Origin of the sequence: uncultured Pseudokineococcus sp. (assembly GCF_947495735.1) — a bacterium.
Lineage (GTDB): Bacteria > Actinomycetota > Actinomycetes > Actinomycetales > Quadrisphaeraceae > Pseudokineococcus.
In genome coordinates this window covers 28,782-43,387 of the sequence record NZ_CANMAA010000014.1, presented here as the reverse complement: position 1 = coordinate 43,387, position 14,606 = coordinate 28,782, and the positions used below count along the sequence as shown (strand labels likewise).

Annotated in this window: 11 protein-coding genes; 3 read left to right on the top strand and 8 right to left on the bottom strand. The window is 77.6% G+C overall.

The features are described 5' to 3' along the window. Positions 1-129: 129 nt before the first annotated feature. The 3 genes from Q0848_RS15725 to Q0848_RS15715 form a co-directional block, all read right to left on the bottom strand. The gene (locus tag Q0848_RS15725; RefSeq protein WP_299039227.1) at positions 130-1,593 is read right to left on the bottom strand and encodes a YdiU family protein; all 1,464 of its coding nucleotides are present in this window, start codon (positions 1,591-1,593) and stop codon (positions 130-132) included. A gap of 249 nt (positions 1,594-1,842) precedes the next feature. Next, a complete protein-coding gene (locus tag Q0848_RS15720) occupies positions 1,843-2,451 on the bottom strand; it encodes a hypothetical protein (RefSeq protein WP_299039226.1) in 609 nt (202 codons plus the stop codon). 339 nt (positions 2,452-2,790) lie between these two features. Further along, a complete protein-coding gene (locus Q0848_RS15715; protein ID WP_299039225.1) occupies positions 2,791-3,792 on the bottom strand; it encodes a 5'-3' exonuclease H3TH domain-containing protein in 1,002 nt (333 codons plus the stop codon). A 520-nt stretch (positions 3,793-4,312) separates the two neighbouring features. On the opposite strand from Q0848_RS15715, the gene Q0848_RS15710 reads away from it, so the two are divergent. Further along, the gene (locus tag Q0848_RS15710; RefSeq protein ID WP_299039224.1) at positions 4,313-5,983 is read left to right on the top strand and encodes an amidohydrolase; all 1,671 of its coding nucleotides are present in this window, start codon (positions 4,313-4,315) and stop codon (positions 5,981-5,983) included. A gap of 28 nt (positions 5,984-6,011) precedes the next feature. Here Q0848_RS15710 and Q0848_RS15705 read toward each other — a convergent pair whose 3' ends face one another. From Q0848_RS15705 to Q0848_RS15690, 4 genes are all read right to left on the bottom strand, one after another. Further along, entirely contained in the window at positions 6,012-7,280 is a 1,269-nt protein-coding gene (locus Q0848_RS15705; protein ID WP_299039223.1) for an ROK family transcriptional regulator, read from the bottom strand. A 101-nt stretch (positions 7,281-7,381) separates the two neighbouring features. Next, positions 7,382-8,608, bottom strand: coding sequence for an ABC transporter permease subunit (locus tag Q0848_RS15700; RefSeq protein ID WP_366146639.1), 1,227 nt, complete (start codon positions 8,606-8,608; stop codon positions 7,382-7,384). A gap of 168 nt (positions 8,609-8,776) precedes the next feature. Next, positions 8,777-9,613: an ATP-binding cassette domain-containing protein gene (locus Q0848_RS15695; protein ID WP_299039218.1), complete on the bottom strand. Its 837-nt coding sequence runs from the start codon at positions 9,611-9,613 to the stop codon at positions 8,777-8,779. A gap of 167 nt (positions 9,614-9,780) precedes the next feature. Next, a complete protein-coding gene (locus Q0848_RS15690) occupies positions 9,781-10,890 on the bottom strand; it encodes a sugar ABC transporter substrate-binding protein (protein WP_299039217.1) in 1,110 nt (369 codons plus the stop codon). Between the two features lie 557 nt (positions 10,891-11,447). Here Q0848_RS15690 and lnt point away from each other — a divergent pair. Together lnt and Q0848_RS15680 are read left to right on the top strand one after the other, a co-directional pair. After that, positions 11,448-13,229: an apolipoprotein N-acyltransferase gene (gene lnt / locus Q0848_RS15685; protein ID WP_299039215.1), complete on the top strand. Its 1,782-nt coding sequence runs from the start codon at positions 11,448-11,450 to the stop codon at positions 13,227-13,229. Beyond that, on the top strand, positions 13,226-13,771 hold the full coding sequence (locus Q0848_RS15680; protein WP_299039213.1) for an FxsA family protein: 546 nt from the start codon (positions 13,226-13,228) through the stop codon (positions 13,769-13,771). Before lnt ends, Q0848_RS15680 begins: the two co-directional genes overlap by 4 nt. A 208-nt stretch (positions 13,772-13,979) precedes the next feature. Here Q0848_RS15680 and Q0848_RS15675 read toward each other — a convergent pair whose 3' ends face one another. Then, positions 13,980-14,330 carry an RNA polymerase-binding protein RbpA gene (locus tag Q0848_RS15675; RefSeq protein ID WP_299039211.1) on the bottom strand — a complete coding sequence of 117 codons (351 nt, stop codon included), beginning with the start codon at positions 14,328-14,330 and terminating at the stop codon, positions 13,980-13,982. Positions 14,331-14,606: the final 276 nt, after the last annotated feature.

Here is a 14,606-nt window from a genome sequence, read left to right as displayed (position 1 = left end):
CGGGGGCCCCGCTCACCCGCGGCTGCTCCGGCGAGCAGGTCCTCCGACCCCACCACCTCGCTCGACCCGGCCGGCGGCGGTCGCGGCGCGACGCGCCGGCGAGGGGGCGCGCGCTGACGAGCGCGGGCCTCAGGTGCCGCAGAACGTCCGGTACGCCCCGAAGTCCTCCGGGGCCGCGGCGGCGTAGCGCTCCAGCCCGGGGCGCTCGTCGTAGGGCGCGTCGACGGCCTCCAGCAGCCGCTCCAACGGGCTGAGATCGCCGTCGGTCGCGGCGGCGAGGGCTTCCTCGACGAGGTGGTTGCGCGGGATGTAGAGCGGGTTCACCCGGTCCATCGCGGCCGCGTCGGGCTCCAGGTCGAGCCAGCGCGCCAGCCAGCCGTCGAGCGCGGCGGCGTCCGCGACCAGCTCGTGCACGGGGGCGCCGTCGCCGCGCGCCGCGGGGGCGAGGGCGCGGAAGAACAGCGTGTGGTCGGGGCGGGCCCGGGTGAGCAGGTCCATCAGGTCCGCCACGAGCGGGACGAGGACCTCGTCGTCGAGGTCGTCGGGCAGGCCGAGCTTGGCGCCCGCCCCCGAGGCGTAGGCGGCCTCGTAGCGGGGGCGGAAGGTCTCGAGGGACCGCGTCGCGAGCGCGACCGCCTGCTCCTGGTCCTCGTGCAGGAGGGGCAGGAGCGCCTCCGCGAGGCGGGCGAGGTTCCACTCGGCCACGGCCGGCTGGTTGCCGTAGGCGTAGCGCCCGCCGGAGTCGATGGAGCTGTAGACCGTGGCCGGGTCGAAGGCGTCGAGGAAGGCGCAGGGCCCGTAGTCGATGGTCTCCCCGGAGATGGTCGTGTTGTCGGTGTTCATGACGCCGTGGACGAACCCGACGAGCATCCACCGGGCGACCAGCGACGCCTGGACGGCGACCACCGCGTCGAGCAGCGCGAGACAGGGGTTGTCGGCCGCCGAGGCGGCGGGGTGGTGGCGGTCGATCGCGTGGTCGGCGAGGCGGCGCAGCAGGTCGAGGTCACCGGTGGCGCGGGCGTACTGGAAGCTGCCGACGCGCAGGTGGCTGGCTGCGACCCGGGCGAGGACGGCGCCGGGCAGCGGGGTCTCGCGGCGCACCGCGCGCCCGGTCGCCACCACGGCCAGCGCGCGGGTCGTGGGGATGCCGAGGGCGTGCAGCCCTCGGCTGACCACGAGCTCGCGCAGCATGGGCCCGACGGCGGCCAGGCCGTCGCCGCCCCGGGAGAACGGCGTGCGCCCGGACCCCTTGAGGTGCAGGTCGCGGACGGAGCCGTCGGCGTCGACGAGCTCACCGAGCAGCAGCGCGCGCCCGTCGCCGAGGCGCGGGGAGTACCCGCCGAACTGGTGCCCGGAGTAGGCCTGCGCCACGGGCTGGGCGCCGTCGGGGACCTCGAGGCCCAGGAGCAGGGCCAGCCCGTCGGGGCTGCGCAGCCAGTCCGGGTCCAGACCCAGCTCGGCGGCCAGCTCCTCGTCGAGCGCCAGCAGGCGCGGCTCGGGCGCCGCCTCGCCTCGCCAGGGGACCGCCATCTCCGGCAGCTCCCGCGCGAAGCGGGAGTCGAGGACGACGGTCGACGGCGGTGCGAGGCTCACCCGACGACGGTACGCGCGGCGCCGCCGGCCTGCGCCCCGTCCGGAGTCCGAGCGCAGCAGGGCCGGCGCCTGGCGCGGCGGGCAGCCCCACGGCTCCTCCGGGGCCGGGGACGACGCGCCCGCGGGGCCGCCCCCGGACGACGAGCGCCCCGGTCACCGGTGCGAGCCGGTGACCGGGGCGTCCTGCCTGCGCCCGAACGGGGGCCGGGACCACGGGGTCCGGCGCCTCCGCGCTGCGGGCGCGGTGGGTCAGTGGTTCTCGGCAGCGCGGGCGTCGTCGTCGGTGCGGTCGTGGTCGTCACCCTCGATCTCCTTGGCGAGCAGACCGGAGCCGAGGGCCCAGATCGCTCCGCCGAGGATGGCGACGAACACGCCGATCTGGGCGGAGAGGTCGTCGCCGCGCTCGAGGCCGCCCATGGGGTTCAGGGCGAAGGCGACGGCCTGGATGGTGGCGGCCAGGCCGACGGCCATGGACACCAGGGTCAGGCCGCGGTGCTGGCCGCGGTGGGCGCGACCGCGGGCGTAGGCCATCGCCAGCAGCAGGCCCAGGCCGAGGTAGGCGATGAAGGGGACCAGGGAGTCGGTCTCGTAGCCGGTGCGGAAGTCGGTCTCGTCGTCGAAGCCCACCCAGTTCAGGAACGGGGAGACGTTGAAGACGACGATGCCGGCGGCGGCCACGGCCAGCCCGGTGGAACGGGCCTTGCGGGGCGGCAGGTTCGCGGCCGGGCGGTTCGCGGCCGGGCGGTTCGCGGCCGGGCGGTTCGCGGCCGGGCGGTCGGGGGCCTGGTGGTTGGTGGTGTGCGCGCCGGTCGGGGCGCCGGAGGTGCTCGGGTTCGTGGGGCGGGCCTCGTCGGCCATGGGGGTCCTCTTCGGGTCAGGGGGTGCGCGGCCGGGAAGGCGGCACCGGGGAGCCGGTCGAGCCACGGGCTGCGCCCAAGAGCGCCGCGGTGGTCGGCGGCTGCTGCGAGGGTGCGCCGGTTCAGTGGCGACAGGTCTCGGAAGGACGTCCCGGCGCGCTGGCGCCGAGGACGGGATGCGGTCTGCGACCGCTCGGGACGCGCTGGTGCGCGTTAGGTGAACGTTTGGAAAGTACGCCCGGGCCACGTGTCCCGCAACCGGGGGCCGGAGCAGCCCGGTGGGGAGGTCGGCGACGTGGTCTCCCTCGGCGCAGGGGGAGCCGGCGACGACGTCCCGGCGTCAGCGCCCGCCGACGACCTCGTCGCGGACGGCCTCGGTGGGCAGGCCCAGCGCGACCAGGAGGCGCCGCAGGCTGGAGGCGACGCCGTAGCGGCGCGCGAGCCGGGTGACGGCGTCGGAGTCGGCCACCGCCGAGGGCAGCGCGTCCTCGTGCTCGGGCAGGTCGGCGTCGCGCAGGACGCGCACCACGGCGGGGGCGGCGTCGAGGTAGTCGGAGGCCTCGGCCAGGCGCGCCAGCTGCGCCGGGCGCAGGGACGGGTCCCGCGCCAGGACGGCCGCGCGCACGCCCGCCAGGTCGCCGAAGCGCTCCAGCAGCGTCGACGCCGTCTTCTCCCCGACGCCGGCGACGCCGGGCAGCCCGTCGCTGGCGTCGCCGCGCAGGACGGCGAGGTCGGCGTAGCGGTCGCCGTCGGCGACGCCGTAGCGCTCGCGCAGGCGGGCGCCGTCGACGACCTCGAGGTCGCGGATGCCGCGGGAGGTGTAGAGGACGAGGACGTCGTCGTCGCGCTCGCCGGTCCCCGCGAGCTGGAAGAGGTCGCGGTCGCCCGTGACGACCTCGACGCGGCGGCCCGCGGCCAGCGCCCGCGTCGTCAGCGTGCCGATGACGTCGTCGGCCTCGCAGCCCGGCGCCCCCACCCGGGGGACGCCCACGGCGGCGAGCGCCTCGGCGATGACCGGCACCTGGGGGCCGAGGGTCCGCGGGGCGTCCTCGCCGCCGTCGGCCCCCACCCGGTGGGCCTTGTAGGAGGGCACGGCGTCCACGCGCCACTGCGGGCGCCAGTCGTCGTCCCAGCAGGCGACGAGCCCGCCCGGGCGACGGTCGGCGACGAGGCGGGCGGTCATGTCGAGGAAGCCGCGCAGCGCGTTGACGGGGCTGCCGTCGGGAGCGGCCACCGAGTCGGGGATGCCGTGGTAGGCGCGGAAGTACATCGACGCCGCGTCGAGCAGGAGCAGGGGGCCGTCGCTCGAGGACGAGCCGGTGCGGGTCGTGCGGGCGTCCATGCGCAGGAGCCTAGAGGCGCGGGGGACCAGCGCCGTCCGAGGACGCCCGGGGCCGCCGGCGGCGCCCCTCGAGACGCACTTCGTCGACACCCTGCCGCCGAGGACACCCCCTCAAGCGCACCTCGTCGACACCCTGCCCGCCGACGACACCCCCTCAAGCGCACTTCGTCGACACTCTGCCGCCGAGACGCCTCCTCAGGCGCACTTCGTCGACACCCTGCCGCCGACGACACCCCCTCAAGCGCACTTCGTCGACACCCTGCCGCCGACGACACCCCCTCAGGCGCACTTCGTCGACACCCCGCCGCCGAGGACACCCCCTCAAGCGCACTTCGTCGACACCCTGCCGTCGAGGACACCCCCTCATGCGCACTTCGTCGACACCCTGCCCCCGGAGTCGGCGCCCGAGGCGCGCGGTGACGGCGCCGTGCCGGCAGGTGTGCCGCTGCGGCACGGCGACGCCCGCGGCGCGGCGCACCGCCCTCGTGCGCTCGCGGGGCCGCCGGGCACACTCGGGCGCGTGAGCACCGCACCCGCCGAGGAGACCGGCCCGCGCAGCGTCCTCTACCTGGCCGGGTCGGTGTACTCGCCGGCCGACCCCTTCGCCACCGCCGTGCTCGTGGAGGGCGACCGCGTGGCCTGGGTGGGCTCGGAGGAGGCGGCGCAGGCGCAGCGCTCGCGGGCCGACGTCGTCGTCGAGGCGCCCGGGGCGCTCGTGACCCCCGGCTTCGTCGACGCCCACGCGCACGTCACCGAGACCGGCCTGGCCCTGTCCGGCGTCGACCTCTCGAGGGCGACGAGCGCCGCGCAGGTGCTCGACCTCGTCGCCGACGCCGCGCGCGCGGCCCCGGGGCGGCCGGTGCTGGGCCACGGCTGGGACGACACCGCGTGGCCGGAGGGCGCACCGCCCTCGCGCGAGGAGCTGGACCGGGCCGCCCGCGGCGCCGAGGTGCTCCTGTCGCGGGTCGACGTGCACTCGGCGCTGGTCTCCAGCGCGCTCGCCGAGCGGGCCGGCCTGCGCGGCCTCGAGGGCTGGGACGGCGGCGCCCTCGTGGCCCGGCGCGCCCACGACGTGGCGCGGGACGTCAGCCGCCGGATGAGCGCCGGCGAGCGGGAGCGGGTGCAGCGCCGCGCGCTGGAGGCCGCGGCCGCGGCCGGGGTGGCCGCCGTCACCGAGTGCTCGGCGCCGCACGTCGGCTCCCCGGAGGACCTGCGCGCGCTGCGGGCCCTCTCCGACGGCGGGGACGTCCCCGAGGTGCTCGCCTACTGGGGCGCCCTGGCCCGCGACGAGGACGAGGCCCGCGCCGCGCTGGCGGAGGTGGACGGCGCCGGTGTGCTCGGCCTGGCCGGGGACCTGTGCGTCGACGGCTCCTACGGCTCGCGCAGCGCGGCGCTCCGCGAGCCCTACGCCGACCTGGCGGGCACCGGCCTGCCGGACGGGCACGCCGGCTTCCTGCACCTGTCCGCCGACGAGGTGGCCGCGCACCTGGTCGCCTGCACGCGCGCCGGCGTGCAGGGCGGCTTCCACGTGATCGGCGACGCCGCCTGCGACGCGCTCGTGGAGGGCCTGCTGGCCGCCGAGCGGGAGGTGGGGACGCCCGCCCTCGCCTCCGCCCGCCACCGCGTCGAGCACCTCGAGGCGCCCGACGCGCGCGCCGTCGCCGAGCTGGCCCGCCTCGGCGTCGTCGCCAGCGTGCAGCCCGCCTTCGACGCCGTGTGGGGCGGGGCGGGGCGCCTGTACGCCCAGCGGCTGGGAGTGGGCCGGGCCGCGGCCCTCAACCCGCTGGCCGACCTCGCCTCCGCCGGCGTGCCGCTCGCCCTCGGCTCGGACGCCCCCGTGACCCCCTTCGACCCGTGGGGCGCCGTGCGCGCCTGCACCGCCATGTCGGGGGAGGGGCAGAGCCTCTCGGCGCGCGCGGCCTTCCTCGCGCACACCCGCGGGGGCTGGCGCGCGGCCCGGCGCGACGGCGAGGGCGTCCTCGTGCCCGGGGCGCTCGCGACGCTGGCGGTGTGGTCGGTCGGCGACCTCGTCGTCCAGGCCGCGGACGCGCGGGTGTCGAGCTGGAGCACCGACCCCCGCTCGGGGACGCCGGGCCTGCCGGACCTGTCCGCCGGCGCGCCCGCCCCCCGGTGCCAGCGGCTGCTGCGGGCCGGCCGGGTGCTGCACGACTCCGGCGACCTGGCGGCCTGAGGCACGACGCGCGGCCCGCGGGGGCGGGTCAGCCCGGCGCCACCGCCAGGGGGTCCTCGAGCAGCGGCGCGAGGGCGATCTCGGCGGCCCCCAGCAGCGTCGAGTCCTCGCCGAGGCCGGCCGGGCGCACGTCGACGTGCTCGCGCAGGGCGGGCAGCACGAGCCGCTCGACCCACGGCAGGACGTCGTCGGCCACGACGGGCCACAGGTCGCGCCACAGCCCCGCGCCCAGGAGGACCACCTGCGGGTCCAGGACGTTGACGACGCTCGCCAGCCCGCGCGCGAACGCCCGCGAGACCCGGTCGCGGGTGCGCCGGGCCGCCACCCCGCCGCGGTCGAGCCGGTCGAGCAGCTGCTCGGCGATGTCGGGTGCGTCGGGGTCCAGCTCCAGCGGCACCGCCCAGGCGGCGGCCGAGCTCTCGGACTCCCAGCACCCGCGGCTCCCGCAGTGGCAGGCGCGCCCCTCCGGGTCGACGCCGATGTGCCCGACCTCCCCGGCGAAGCCGCGGCTGCCGGTCAGGCGGTGGCCGCCGGAGACCACGCCCCCGCCGAGACCCCAGGTGCCGCAGAGGTACACGACGTCGGAGGCGTCGCGCGCAGCCCCCCGTCGGCACTCGGCCACGACGCCGAGGTCGGCGTCGTTGGCGACGACGACGGGCAGCCGCCGCCCGAGGTGGTGGGCGACCGCAGCGCTGACCTGCTCGCCGACGGGCTGCTCGGCCCAGCCGAGGTTCGGCGCGAGCCCGACGACGCCCTCGCCCGCGCGGACGGTGCCGGGGACGGCGGCGCCGACGCCGACCAGCCGCCGCCGGTCCTGCGCGTCGGGGACCAGGCGCGCGGCGACCTCCCCGACCAGGTCGGCCACCACGTGGGGCGGGGAGCCCGCGGGGACCTCCTGCGTGGCGCGGTCGAGGACCGCGCCACCGAGGCCCACGACCGCCACGCGCAGCCAGTGGACGTCGAGGTAGACGGCGAGGGCCGTGGCCGAGCGCTCCAGGGGGCGCACGACCAGGGACGGCCGTCCGACCCCGCGCCCGACGGCCGCGGGCGCGCGGTCCTCCACGACGAGGCCGGCGGCGGCCAGGCCGCCGACGAGGTCGCCGACCGTGGAGCGCGACAGCCCCAGGACGGCCGTCAGCTGCGCCCTCGTGAGCGAGCCGTCGCGGTGGACGGCGCCCAGGACGACCGAGAGGTTGTGGCGCCGGACGTCCTCCTGGCTGCGTCCGCCCGCGGCGGGGCCCAGCGCCCGGGGCGCGGGTCGCGGGGGCTGCAGGAGCGAGCCGGTCGGAGGAGGCACCCGGGCAGCATGCCCGACGGCCGGTGCGGACCCCCCGCGACGCAGCTCCTCGCCGTCCCCGGGGGCCGCTGGGCGCGACCCCCGGGGAGGGCGGGCCACGGCTACCGGCCGGCGCTGGAGCGGCGCCGGCGCGAGACCGCGTCGACGGCGGCGGCCAGCAGCAGCACGGCGCCGGTGACCAGGAAGTTCACGTAGGCGGGCTGCCCGAGAAGTCCGAGCCCGTTGGCGATCACGGCGATGACGAGCCCGCCGATGACGGCGTTGGTCACCTTCCCGCGACCGCCGAACAGGCTCGTGCCGCCGATGACGGCCGCGCCCACGCCGAGGAGCAGCGTGTTGCCGCCGCCGGAGCCGGGCGCCACCGAGTTGAGCCGCGAGGCGTCGATGATCCCGGAGGCGGCCGCCAGCGTGGAGCCGATCATGAACACCGAGACCCGGATCATCGGCACGGAGATGCCCGCGCGCCGCGCGGCCTCGGCGTTGCCGCCGACGGCGTACACGTGCCGGCCGTAGGACGTGCGGCCCAGGACGAAGGTCAGCACGACGAGCAGCACCGCGATCAGCGGGACGGAGTACGGCATCCCGGCGAGGACGATGCTCGGGACGCGGGCGCGGTTCTGCGACAGCACGGCCGTGACCGCGAGCACGGCGGCGGCGACGGCGAGGACCCGCAGGACGACGACGCCGAGGTTGTCGCGCGTGAGCCCGCGGCGGCGCTTGCCCGACCAGGACAGCAGGCTCACCCCCGCGTAGGCGAGGACGGCGACGGCCGCCAGCACCCAGCCGAGGGCGACGGGCACGTTGCCGTTGGCGATGGCGACGACGACGGGGTCGCGCACCGCGATGGTGCCGCCCTCGCCGATGAGCCGGAGGGTGACGCCCTGCAGCCCGAGGAAGAGCGCGAGCGTGACGACGAAGCTGGGGATGCCCACGCGCGCGACGAACAGGCCGATCACCGTGCCGATGACGAGGCCGGCGAGCAGGCCCGCGAGGACGCCCGCGTACCACGGGAGCCCGGCGGAGCCCAGCACCAGCGCCATCACGGCCGCCGAGGCGCCGCCCGCGACGCCCGCCGACAGGTCGATGTCGCCGAGCAGGAGCACGAAGGTCAGGCCCATCGCCAGGACGATGATCGAGGACGCCTGCACGAGCAGGTTCGCGATGTTGCCGGCGGTGGGGAACGTCTCCGGGCGCAGCACGGAGAAGAGCACGAGGAGGACGGCGAGCCCCAGCAGGGCGGGCAGGGAGCCGATGTCGCCGCCGCGCAGCCGCTGCACGTAGGCCTGCACGCCCTCGCGGAACGACGGCGCCTGGGCGGGCTCGGCCAGCGGGCTGGCGCCCGTCGCCCGCGCCAGCTCGGCGATGCGGGTCTGCTCGTCGGAGACCCCCGGTCGGGCGCCGCCGGAGCGGGCGCCGCTGACGGCGGGGGCGGTGCGCGGCGCGTCGCCCGGCGCGGTGCGGGCGGGCTCGGGAGGTGTGGTGGTCACGGGTGCTCCTCAGGCCGGCGCGGCGGCGGTCGGGTCGGCGGCGGGGACGAGGCCGAGGTCGCCCGAGCGCCCGGCGGTGATGAGCTCGACCACCTGGCTGCTCGTGACGTCGCGCGTGCGCACCGTCGCGGCGGAGCGGCCGAGGTAGAGGGCCACGATCGAGTCGGCGACCTCGAAGACGTCGTTGAGGTTGTGGCTGATGAGGACCACGCCCAGCCCGTTGTCCGCCAGGCGGCGCACGAGGTCGAGCACCTGGCGGGTCTGGGCGACGCCGAGGGCGGCGGTGGGCTCGTCCAGGAGCACCACGCGGGAGTTCCACAGGACGGCCTTGGCGATGGCGACGGTCTGGCGCTGCCCGCCGGACAGGCTGGCGACGAGCTGGCGCACCGAGCGCACCGTGCGCACGGACAGGCTGGCGAGGGTCTGGCGCGCGAGCTCCTCCATCGCCGTCTCGTCCAGCACGCCGCCGCGCTTCTTCTCGCGGCCGAGGAACATGTTCTGGACGACGTCGAGGTTGTCGCACAGCGCGAGGTCCTGGTAGACGACCTCGATCCCCAGCGCGGCGGTGTCCTTCGGGCCGGAGACGTGCACCGGGCGCCCCTCGAACTGGTACTCGCCGGCGTCGGTCGTGTAGATGCCGGCCACGCACTTCACGAGCGTGGACTTGCCGGCGCCGTTGTCGCCCACGAGCGCCGTCACCTCACCGGCCCTCACGTCGAGGTCGACGCCGTGCAGCACCTGGACCGCACCGAAGCTCTTGTCGATGCCGCGCAGGGACAGCAGCGGTGGCGCCCCGTCGGCGCCGGGGTTCGCCGCGTGCGCGGCAGGGGGGGTGGAGCGGTCCAAGGGTCCTCCTCGTCGAGGGCGCCGGGGGCGGTGCGGGCCTCGGGCCCCGCGGCGGGTCGGGAGCGCGCGGGCGGGCCGGCGCGGCGGGCACCGCCGGGCGCCCGGAGGGGCGCCCGGCGGTGCGGGGAGGGGGGGCGGCATCCGCGGCAGCGGGCCGCCGGAGCCCCCTAGGAGATGCCGAGCTCGGTGCAGGCGTCGGCGAAGTCGCCCGTGCACAGCTCCTCGGCCGTGACGAAGCCGTCCTCCACGACGTCGGCGACGTTCTCGCGGAAGATCGCCTGCGGCTCGAGGAGGATGGACGCCACCTCGCGGCCGCCGGTCTCGTCGGTGACCGTGCCCGTGGTCTCGGGCTCCTCGCCGCCGATGAGGGCGATGGCCGTGTCGGCCAGCGCCTGGGCCTCCTCGGTGACGGCCTTGTAGACGGTCATGCACTGGTCGCCCGCGAGGATGTTCTGCAGGCCCTGGACGGTGGCGTCCTGGCCCGTGACGGGCACCTGGCCGTTGAGCCCGTTCTTGGCGAGGATGGAGATGGCCGCGTTGCCGAGGCCGTCGTTGGCGGCGAGGACGCCGTCGATCGTCCCCGCCTGCGTGAGCATCTGCTCGAAGATCGTCGCCGCCTGCTGGTTGTCCCAGTCGGGCACGGCCTGCTCCCCGACGACCGTGTACTGCGTCATCGGGTCGAGGACGCTGTGGGCGCCCGCGGAGAAGAGGGTCGCGTTGTTGTCGGTGGGGGAGCCGTTGAGGTAGGCGATGCTCTTCGGCTCCTCGCCGAGGCACGTGGCCAGGCCCTCGCCCTGGAGCTCGCCGACGCGGGTGTTGTCGAAGGACACGTAGTAGTCCGCGGTGCCGCCGAGCGTGAGGCGGTCGTAGTCGATCGTCTGGACGCCGGCCTGCTCGGCCTTGGCCTGGATCGCCGCGCCGGAGTCGGAGTCGAGGTTGACGATCGCGAGGACGGCCACGCCCTGGGTGATCATCTGGTCGGCGATGGTCTGCATCCCCGACGCGTCGCCCTGGGCGTTCTGGATGGTCGCCGTGACGCCGGCGTCCTCGAAGGCCTGCTGCAGCAGGGGTGCGTCGAACGACTCCCAGCGGGCGGAGGACTCGGTGTCCGGGAGGATCACGCCGACCTGGGGGCTGCCGGAGGCGTCGTCGGAGCCGCCGGCGGTGGCGTCGCCGCCCCCGCCGCCCGAGCCGGAGCTGCTCCCGCCGCCGCAGGCGGAGAGGGCGAGGACGGCGGCCATCGAGGTGACCGCGACGGCGGTGCTGCGAGCGCGCATGGATGCTCCTTCGCATCAGGGGTCCCGGGTCGTCGTCGACGCGGGATAAGTCGCGGGCCCGAACATATACGGGCGACCGCCGGAGCAGCAGGGTCGTGATCCGATCGTGACGCGAGGCACCCGTCCGGGGGACCGGCCCTTCGTCGCCCCGGGCCCCTCGGCGACCGAGGGCGACACGCCGCTCGACACGCCGCCGGGCGGACGCCCGCGAGGGCTCGCGCCGCTCCTCGCTGACCTGGGACGACGACGCGTCGTCCCAGGTCAGAGGGGGTGGCGGACCTCCTCGCGGACGGTTGACAGACGGCCCGCCCCGAGTACCGTCGGCGTCGGCCACCGCGGCCACCGTGCACGTGGTGGAGCAGCGGCGGGCCCGCTCGCCCCGTAGACAACGTCTCGAAGACCCCGGCGCCACCGAGGCTCGGACGGACCGAAGGGCGGGCGGGTCCGTCGGCTCGCACCGGCCGCGCACGCGCCGACCGGGCATGGCGGGGCCCCGCGGGGCCGCCGGACCGGCCTCACCGGTCCGGTCCCGCGCCGGCGGCGCCTACCCTGGGGCCGTGCTGCTGCGGCCGTCCCCCCTCGCCCGGGCGCTCGTCGCCGCTCTCGGGGGGTTCCTGCTCGCCTCCTCCTTCCCGGAGCCGGGGTGGTGGTGGCTCGCCGGGCCCGGCGTCGGCGCCCTGGTCGCCGCCGTCGCGGGCGCGCGCCTGCGCACCGGTGCGCTGCTCGGCCTCCTGCACGGACTCGTCGGCTTCGTCGTGCTGCTGCGCTGGGCGGCCGAGTACGTCGGCCCGGTCGCCTACGCCCTGGCCGTGATGGAGGCCCTGTTCATCGCCGTCGCCGGTGCCCTGCTCGTGCTGGTGCTGCGCTGGACCTCCCGCGCGACGGGCGGCGCCCCCGCCGGCTCCTGGGCCGCCTCCGGAGCGGCGCGCCTGTGCCTGCAGGCCGCCGGCGCGGGGGCCGTCTGGACGGGCGTCGAGGCGCTGCGCGCCCGGCTGCCGTTCGGCGGCTTCGGCTGGGGCCGGGTGGCCTTCAGCCAGGCCGACGCACCGGTGGTCGGCCTCGCCGCGCTCGGCGGCGCGCCGCTGGTCTCCTTCGCCGTGGCCACCGCGGGCGCGGCGCTGGCGCTGGCCGCCCTGCGCCTGGCCGTGGTGGCGGGCGAGCGCCGGGCCCGGCGCGGCGGCGCGCTCGCCCACCGGTCCCGCGGCGGCGCGGCGGCCGTCGGCGCCCTCCTCGCCCTCGCGGCGCTCCTGCCCGCCGCCGGCGCGGTCGTGCCCCGGCCGACCGACGCCGAGGCCGGCACCCTCGTCGTGGCCGCCGTGCAGGGCGACGTGCCCGCGGCGGGCCTGGAGTTCAACGCCGAGCGCCGCGCGGTGCTCGACAACCACGTCCGCGGCACGGTGGAGCTGGCCGAGGCCGTCGAGGCGGGGCGGGCCCCGCAGCTGGACGTCGTCGTCTGGCCCGAGAACGCCAGCGACCTCGACCCCTTCGCCAACGCGGACGCGGCCGCCGCGATCGAGGAGGCGGCCACCGCCGTCGGTGCGCCGGTCCTGGTGGGCACCCTCGTGCGCGGCGGTCGGGGCACCGGTCTCCCGCAGGAGCTGCCGGGCGCGCCGGACGACGCCCTCGCCGACGACGAGCTCCGCAACGTCGTCCTCGTGTGGGACCCCGAGACCGGGCCCGGCCAGGTGTACGCGAAGCAGCACCCGGTGCCCTTCGCCGAGTACGTGCCGCACCGCGACTTCTTCCGCCTGTTCAGCGACAAGGTGGACCTCGTGCGCGCGGACATGGTACCGGGGGAGCGGCCGGGCCTCCTCGACGTCGCCGGGACGACGCTGGGGGCGCTCATCTGCTTCGAGGTCGTCGAGGACGGCCTCGTCGCCGAGGTCGTGCGCGGCGGCGCCCAGGCGCTCGTCGTGCCGACCAACAACGCCACGTTCGGCTTCACCGACGAGAGCGTCCAGCAGCTCGCCATCTCCCGGGTGCGGGCCGTGGAGCAGGGCAGGGCCGTCGTGCACGTGTCCACCGTCGGCGTCTCCGCGGTGGTCTCCCCGGACGGCAGCACCGGGCGGACCACCGAGCTCTTCACCCCCGACGTCCTCGTCCAGGAGATCCCGCTGCGCACCACGCTGACGCCGGCGGCGCGCGCCGGGGCGTGGCCCGAGCTCGGCATCAGCCTGCTGGGCGCCCTGGCCGCGGGCGCGGGCGCGCTCGCCGGCCGCCGGCGCGCGCGCGACGGCGGCGCGGGCCGGGCGGTGGTCGAGCCCGGCCCCCTCGACGGACGGGCGCCGCAGCCCGTCGCCACCGGGGCCGGCAGCGCGAGCGGCCGGGGGCTGGCGTGAGCGCCGCCCCGCGCCCGGCGGCCCGGCGGCGCTCGCGCTGGCTCGCGGCCGTGCCGCCCCTGGTCGTGCTCGTCGAGCTGGCCGGCATCCTGCTCGTGGGGGAGGCCCTCGGCGCCGGGTGGACGCTCCTGCTGCTCCTCGCCGGCGCGGTGGTCGGCGGCCTCGCGCTCGTGCGCGGGGGCCTCGGCGGCGTGCGCCGCGTCGCCGCGCGCGCCCGGGACGGGCGGACCGACGGACGCGCCGCCGGCCGCGAGCTGGCCGACGCCGGCCTCGTGGCCCTCGGGGCGCTGCTGCTGCTCCTGCCCGGCTTCGTGTCCGACCTCGCCGGCCTGCTGTGCCTCTTCCCGCCCACGCGCCCGCTCGTGCGACGGCTGCTGGGCGCCGCGGCCGGGACCGCGGCGCTGCGCGTGGTCGGGCTGCGGCGCGGGGACGTCGTCGCCGGCCGGGTGGTCGTCGAGCCGGACCGCCCCGACGGCCGCTCCGGGCCCGGGGGCCCCATCGAGGGCCGGGTGCTGCCTCCCCGGGACGACCCGCGCCCCTGACGGCGCGGTGAGCAGGCCCGTCACCACGACCCGGCCCGCGCCCCGTCACCACGACCGGGCCCCGCACGCACGACGGCCGCGCCACCCGGAGGTGGCGCGGCCGTCGTCGTGGGTCAGCGCTCGAGGAGCGCGGCGCCCGGGGTCAGGGGGCTGGGCGCGGGCTGCTGGTCACAGCCGCCCGCGCCCTGAGCACCGGGTCCACCGGTCCTCAGGCGGAGCGCTTGGCGTGCAGCATCCCGCTGCGGAGCAGCTCCAGCCGCTCGTCGAGCAGCACCTGGAGGTCGCCCACCGAGCGCCGCTCGAGGAGCATGTCCCAGTGCGTGCGCGGGGGCTTGCCCGCCTTCTCCTCGGGTCGCGACGCGTCGCGCAGGAGGGCCTGCTCACCGCACCGGCACTCCCAGAGCGCCGGCACGTCCGCCTCCATCGACAGCGGGACGACCGTGCGGTGCTCGTTCGAGCACACGTACTCGCGCATCTGCCGCGGCGCCGGCTCGACGCCGGTGTCCGACTCCAGGCTCGCTGCGCCCAGTCGGGTGCCTCTCAGGCTCCGGTCGGCCATGGGGAGCCACCTCCATCCTCGTCCGTGCGTTCCTGGACGCCACAGGTTGGGGGCGTCCGGTACGTCTGGCTCAACGGTCCCCCGGGGCCGCCTGTTCCTGCGCGGGCTGTGCAGCACCTGGGAGTCCGCTCCGCCGGGACCCGCTGCGGGCCCGGCTACCCCATCTTCGGCCCGGGAGCCCGCGCGGATGCTCCGGAGACGACCCCGCTGCCGCCGCCGCCCAGCCGCCGAGGGGAGTTCACCCGGACGGAGCAGCGCGCAGCCCGCTGCGGTGCC

What these genes read in the sequence shown, in the direction of transcription:
- Q0848_RS15675 (WP_299039211.1), bottom strand. Translation starts at nt 14,330, where the DNA reads ATGGCCGACCGGAGCCTGAGAGGCACCCGACTGGGCGCAGCGAGCCTG.
- Q0848_RS15690 (WP_299039217.1), bottom strand. Translation starts at nt 10,890, where the DNA reads ATGCGCGCTCGCAGCACCGCCGTCGCGGTCACCTCGATGGCCGCCGTC.
- Q0848_RS15715 (WP_299039225.1), bottom strand. Translation starts at nt 3,792, where the DNA reads ATGGACGCCCGCACGACCCGCACCGGCTCGTCCTCGAGCGACGGCCCC.
- Q0848_RS15720 (WP_299039226.1), bottom strand. Translation starts at nt 2,451, where the DNA reads ATGGCCGACGAGGCCCGCCCCACGAACCCGAGCACCTCCGGCGCCCCG.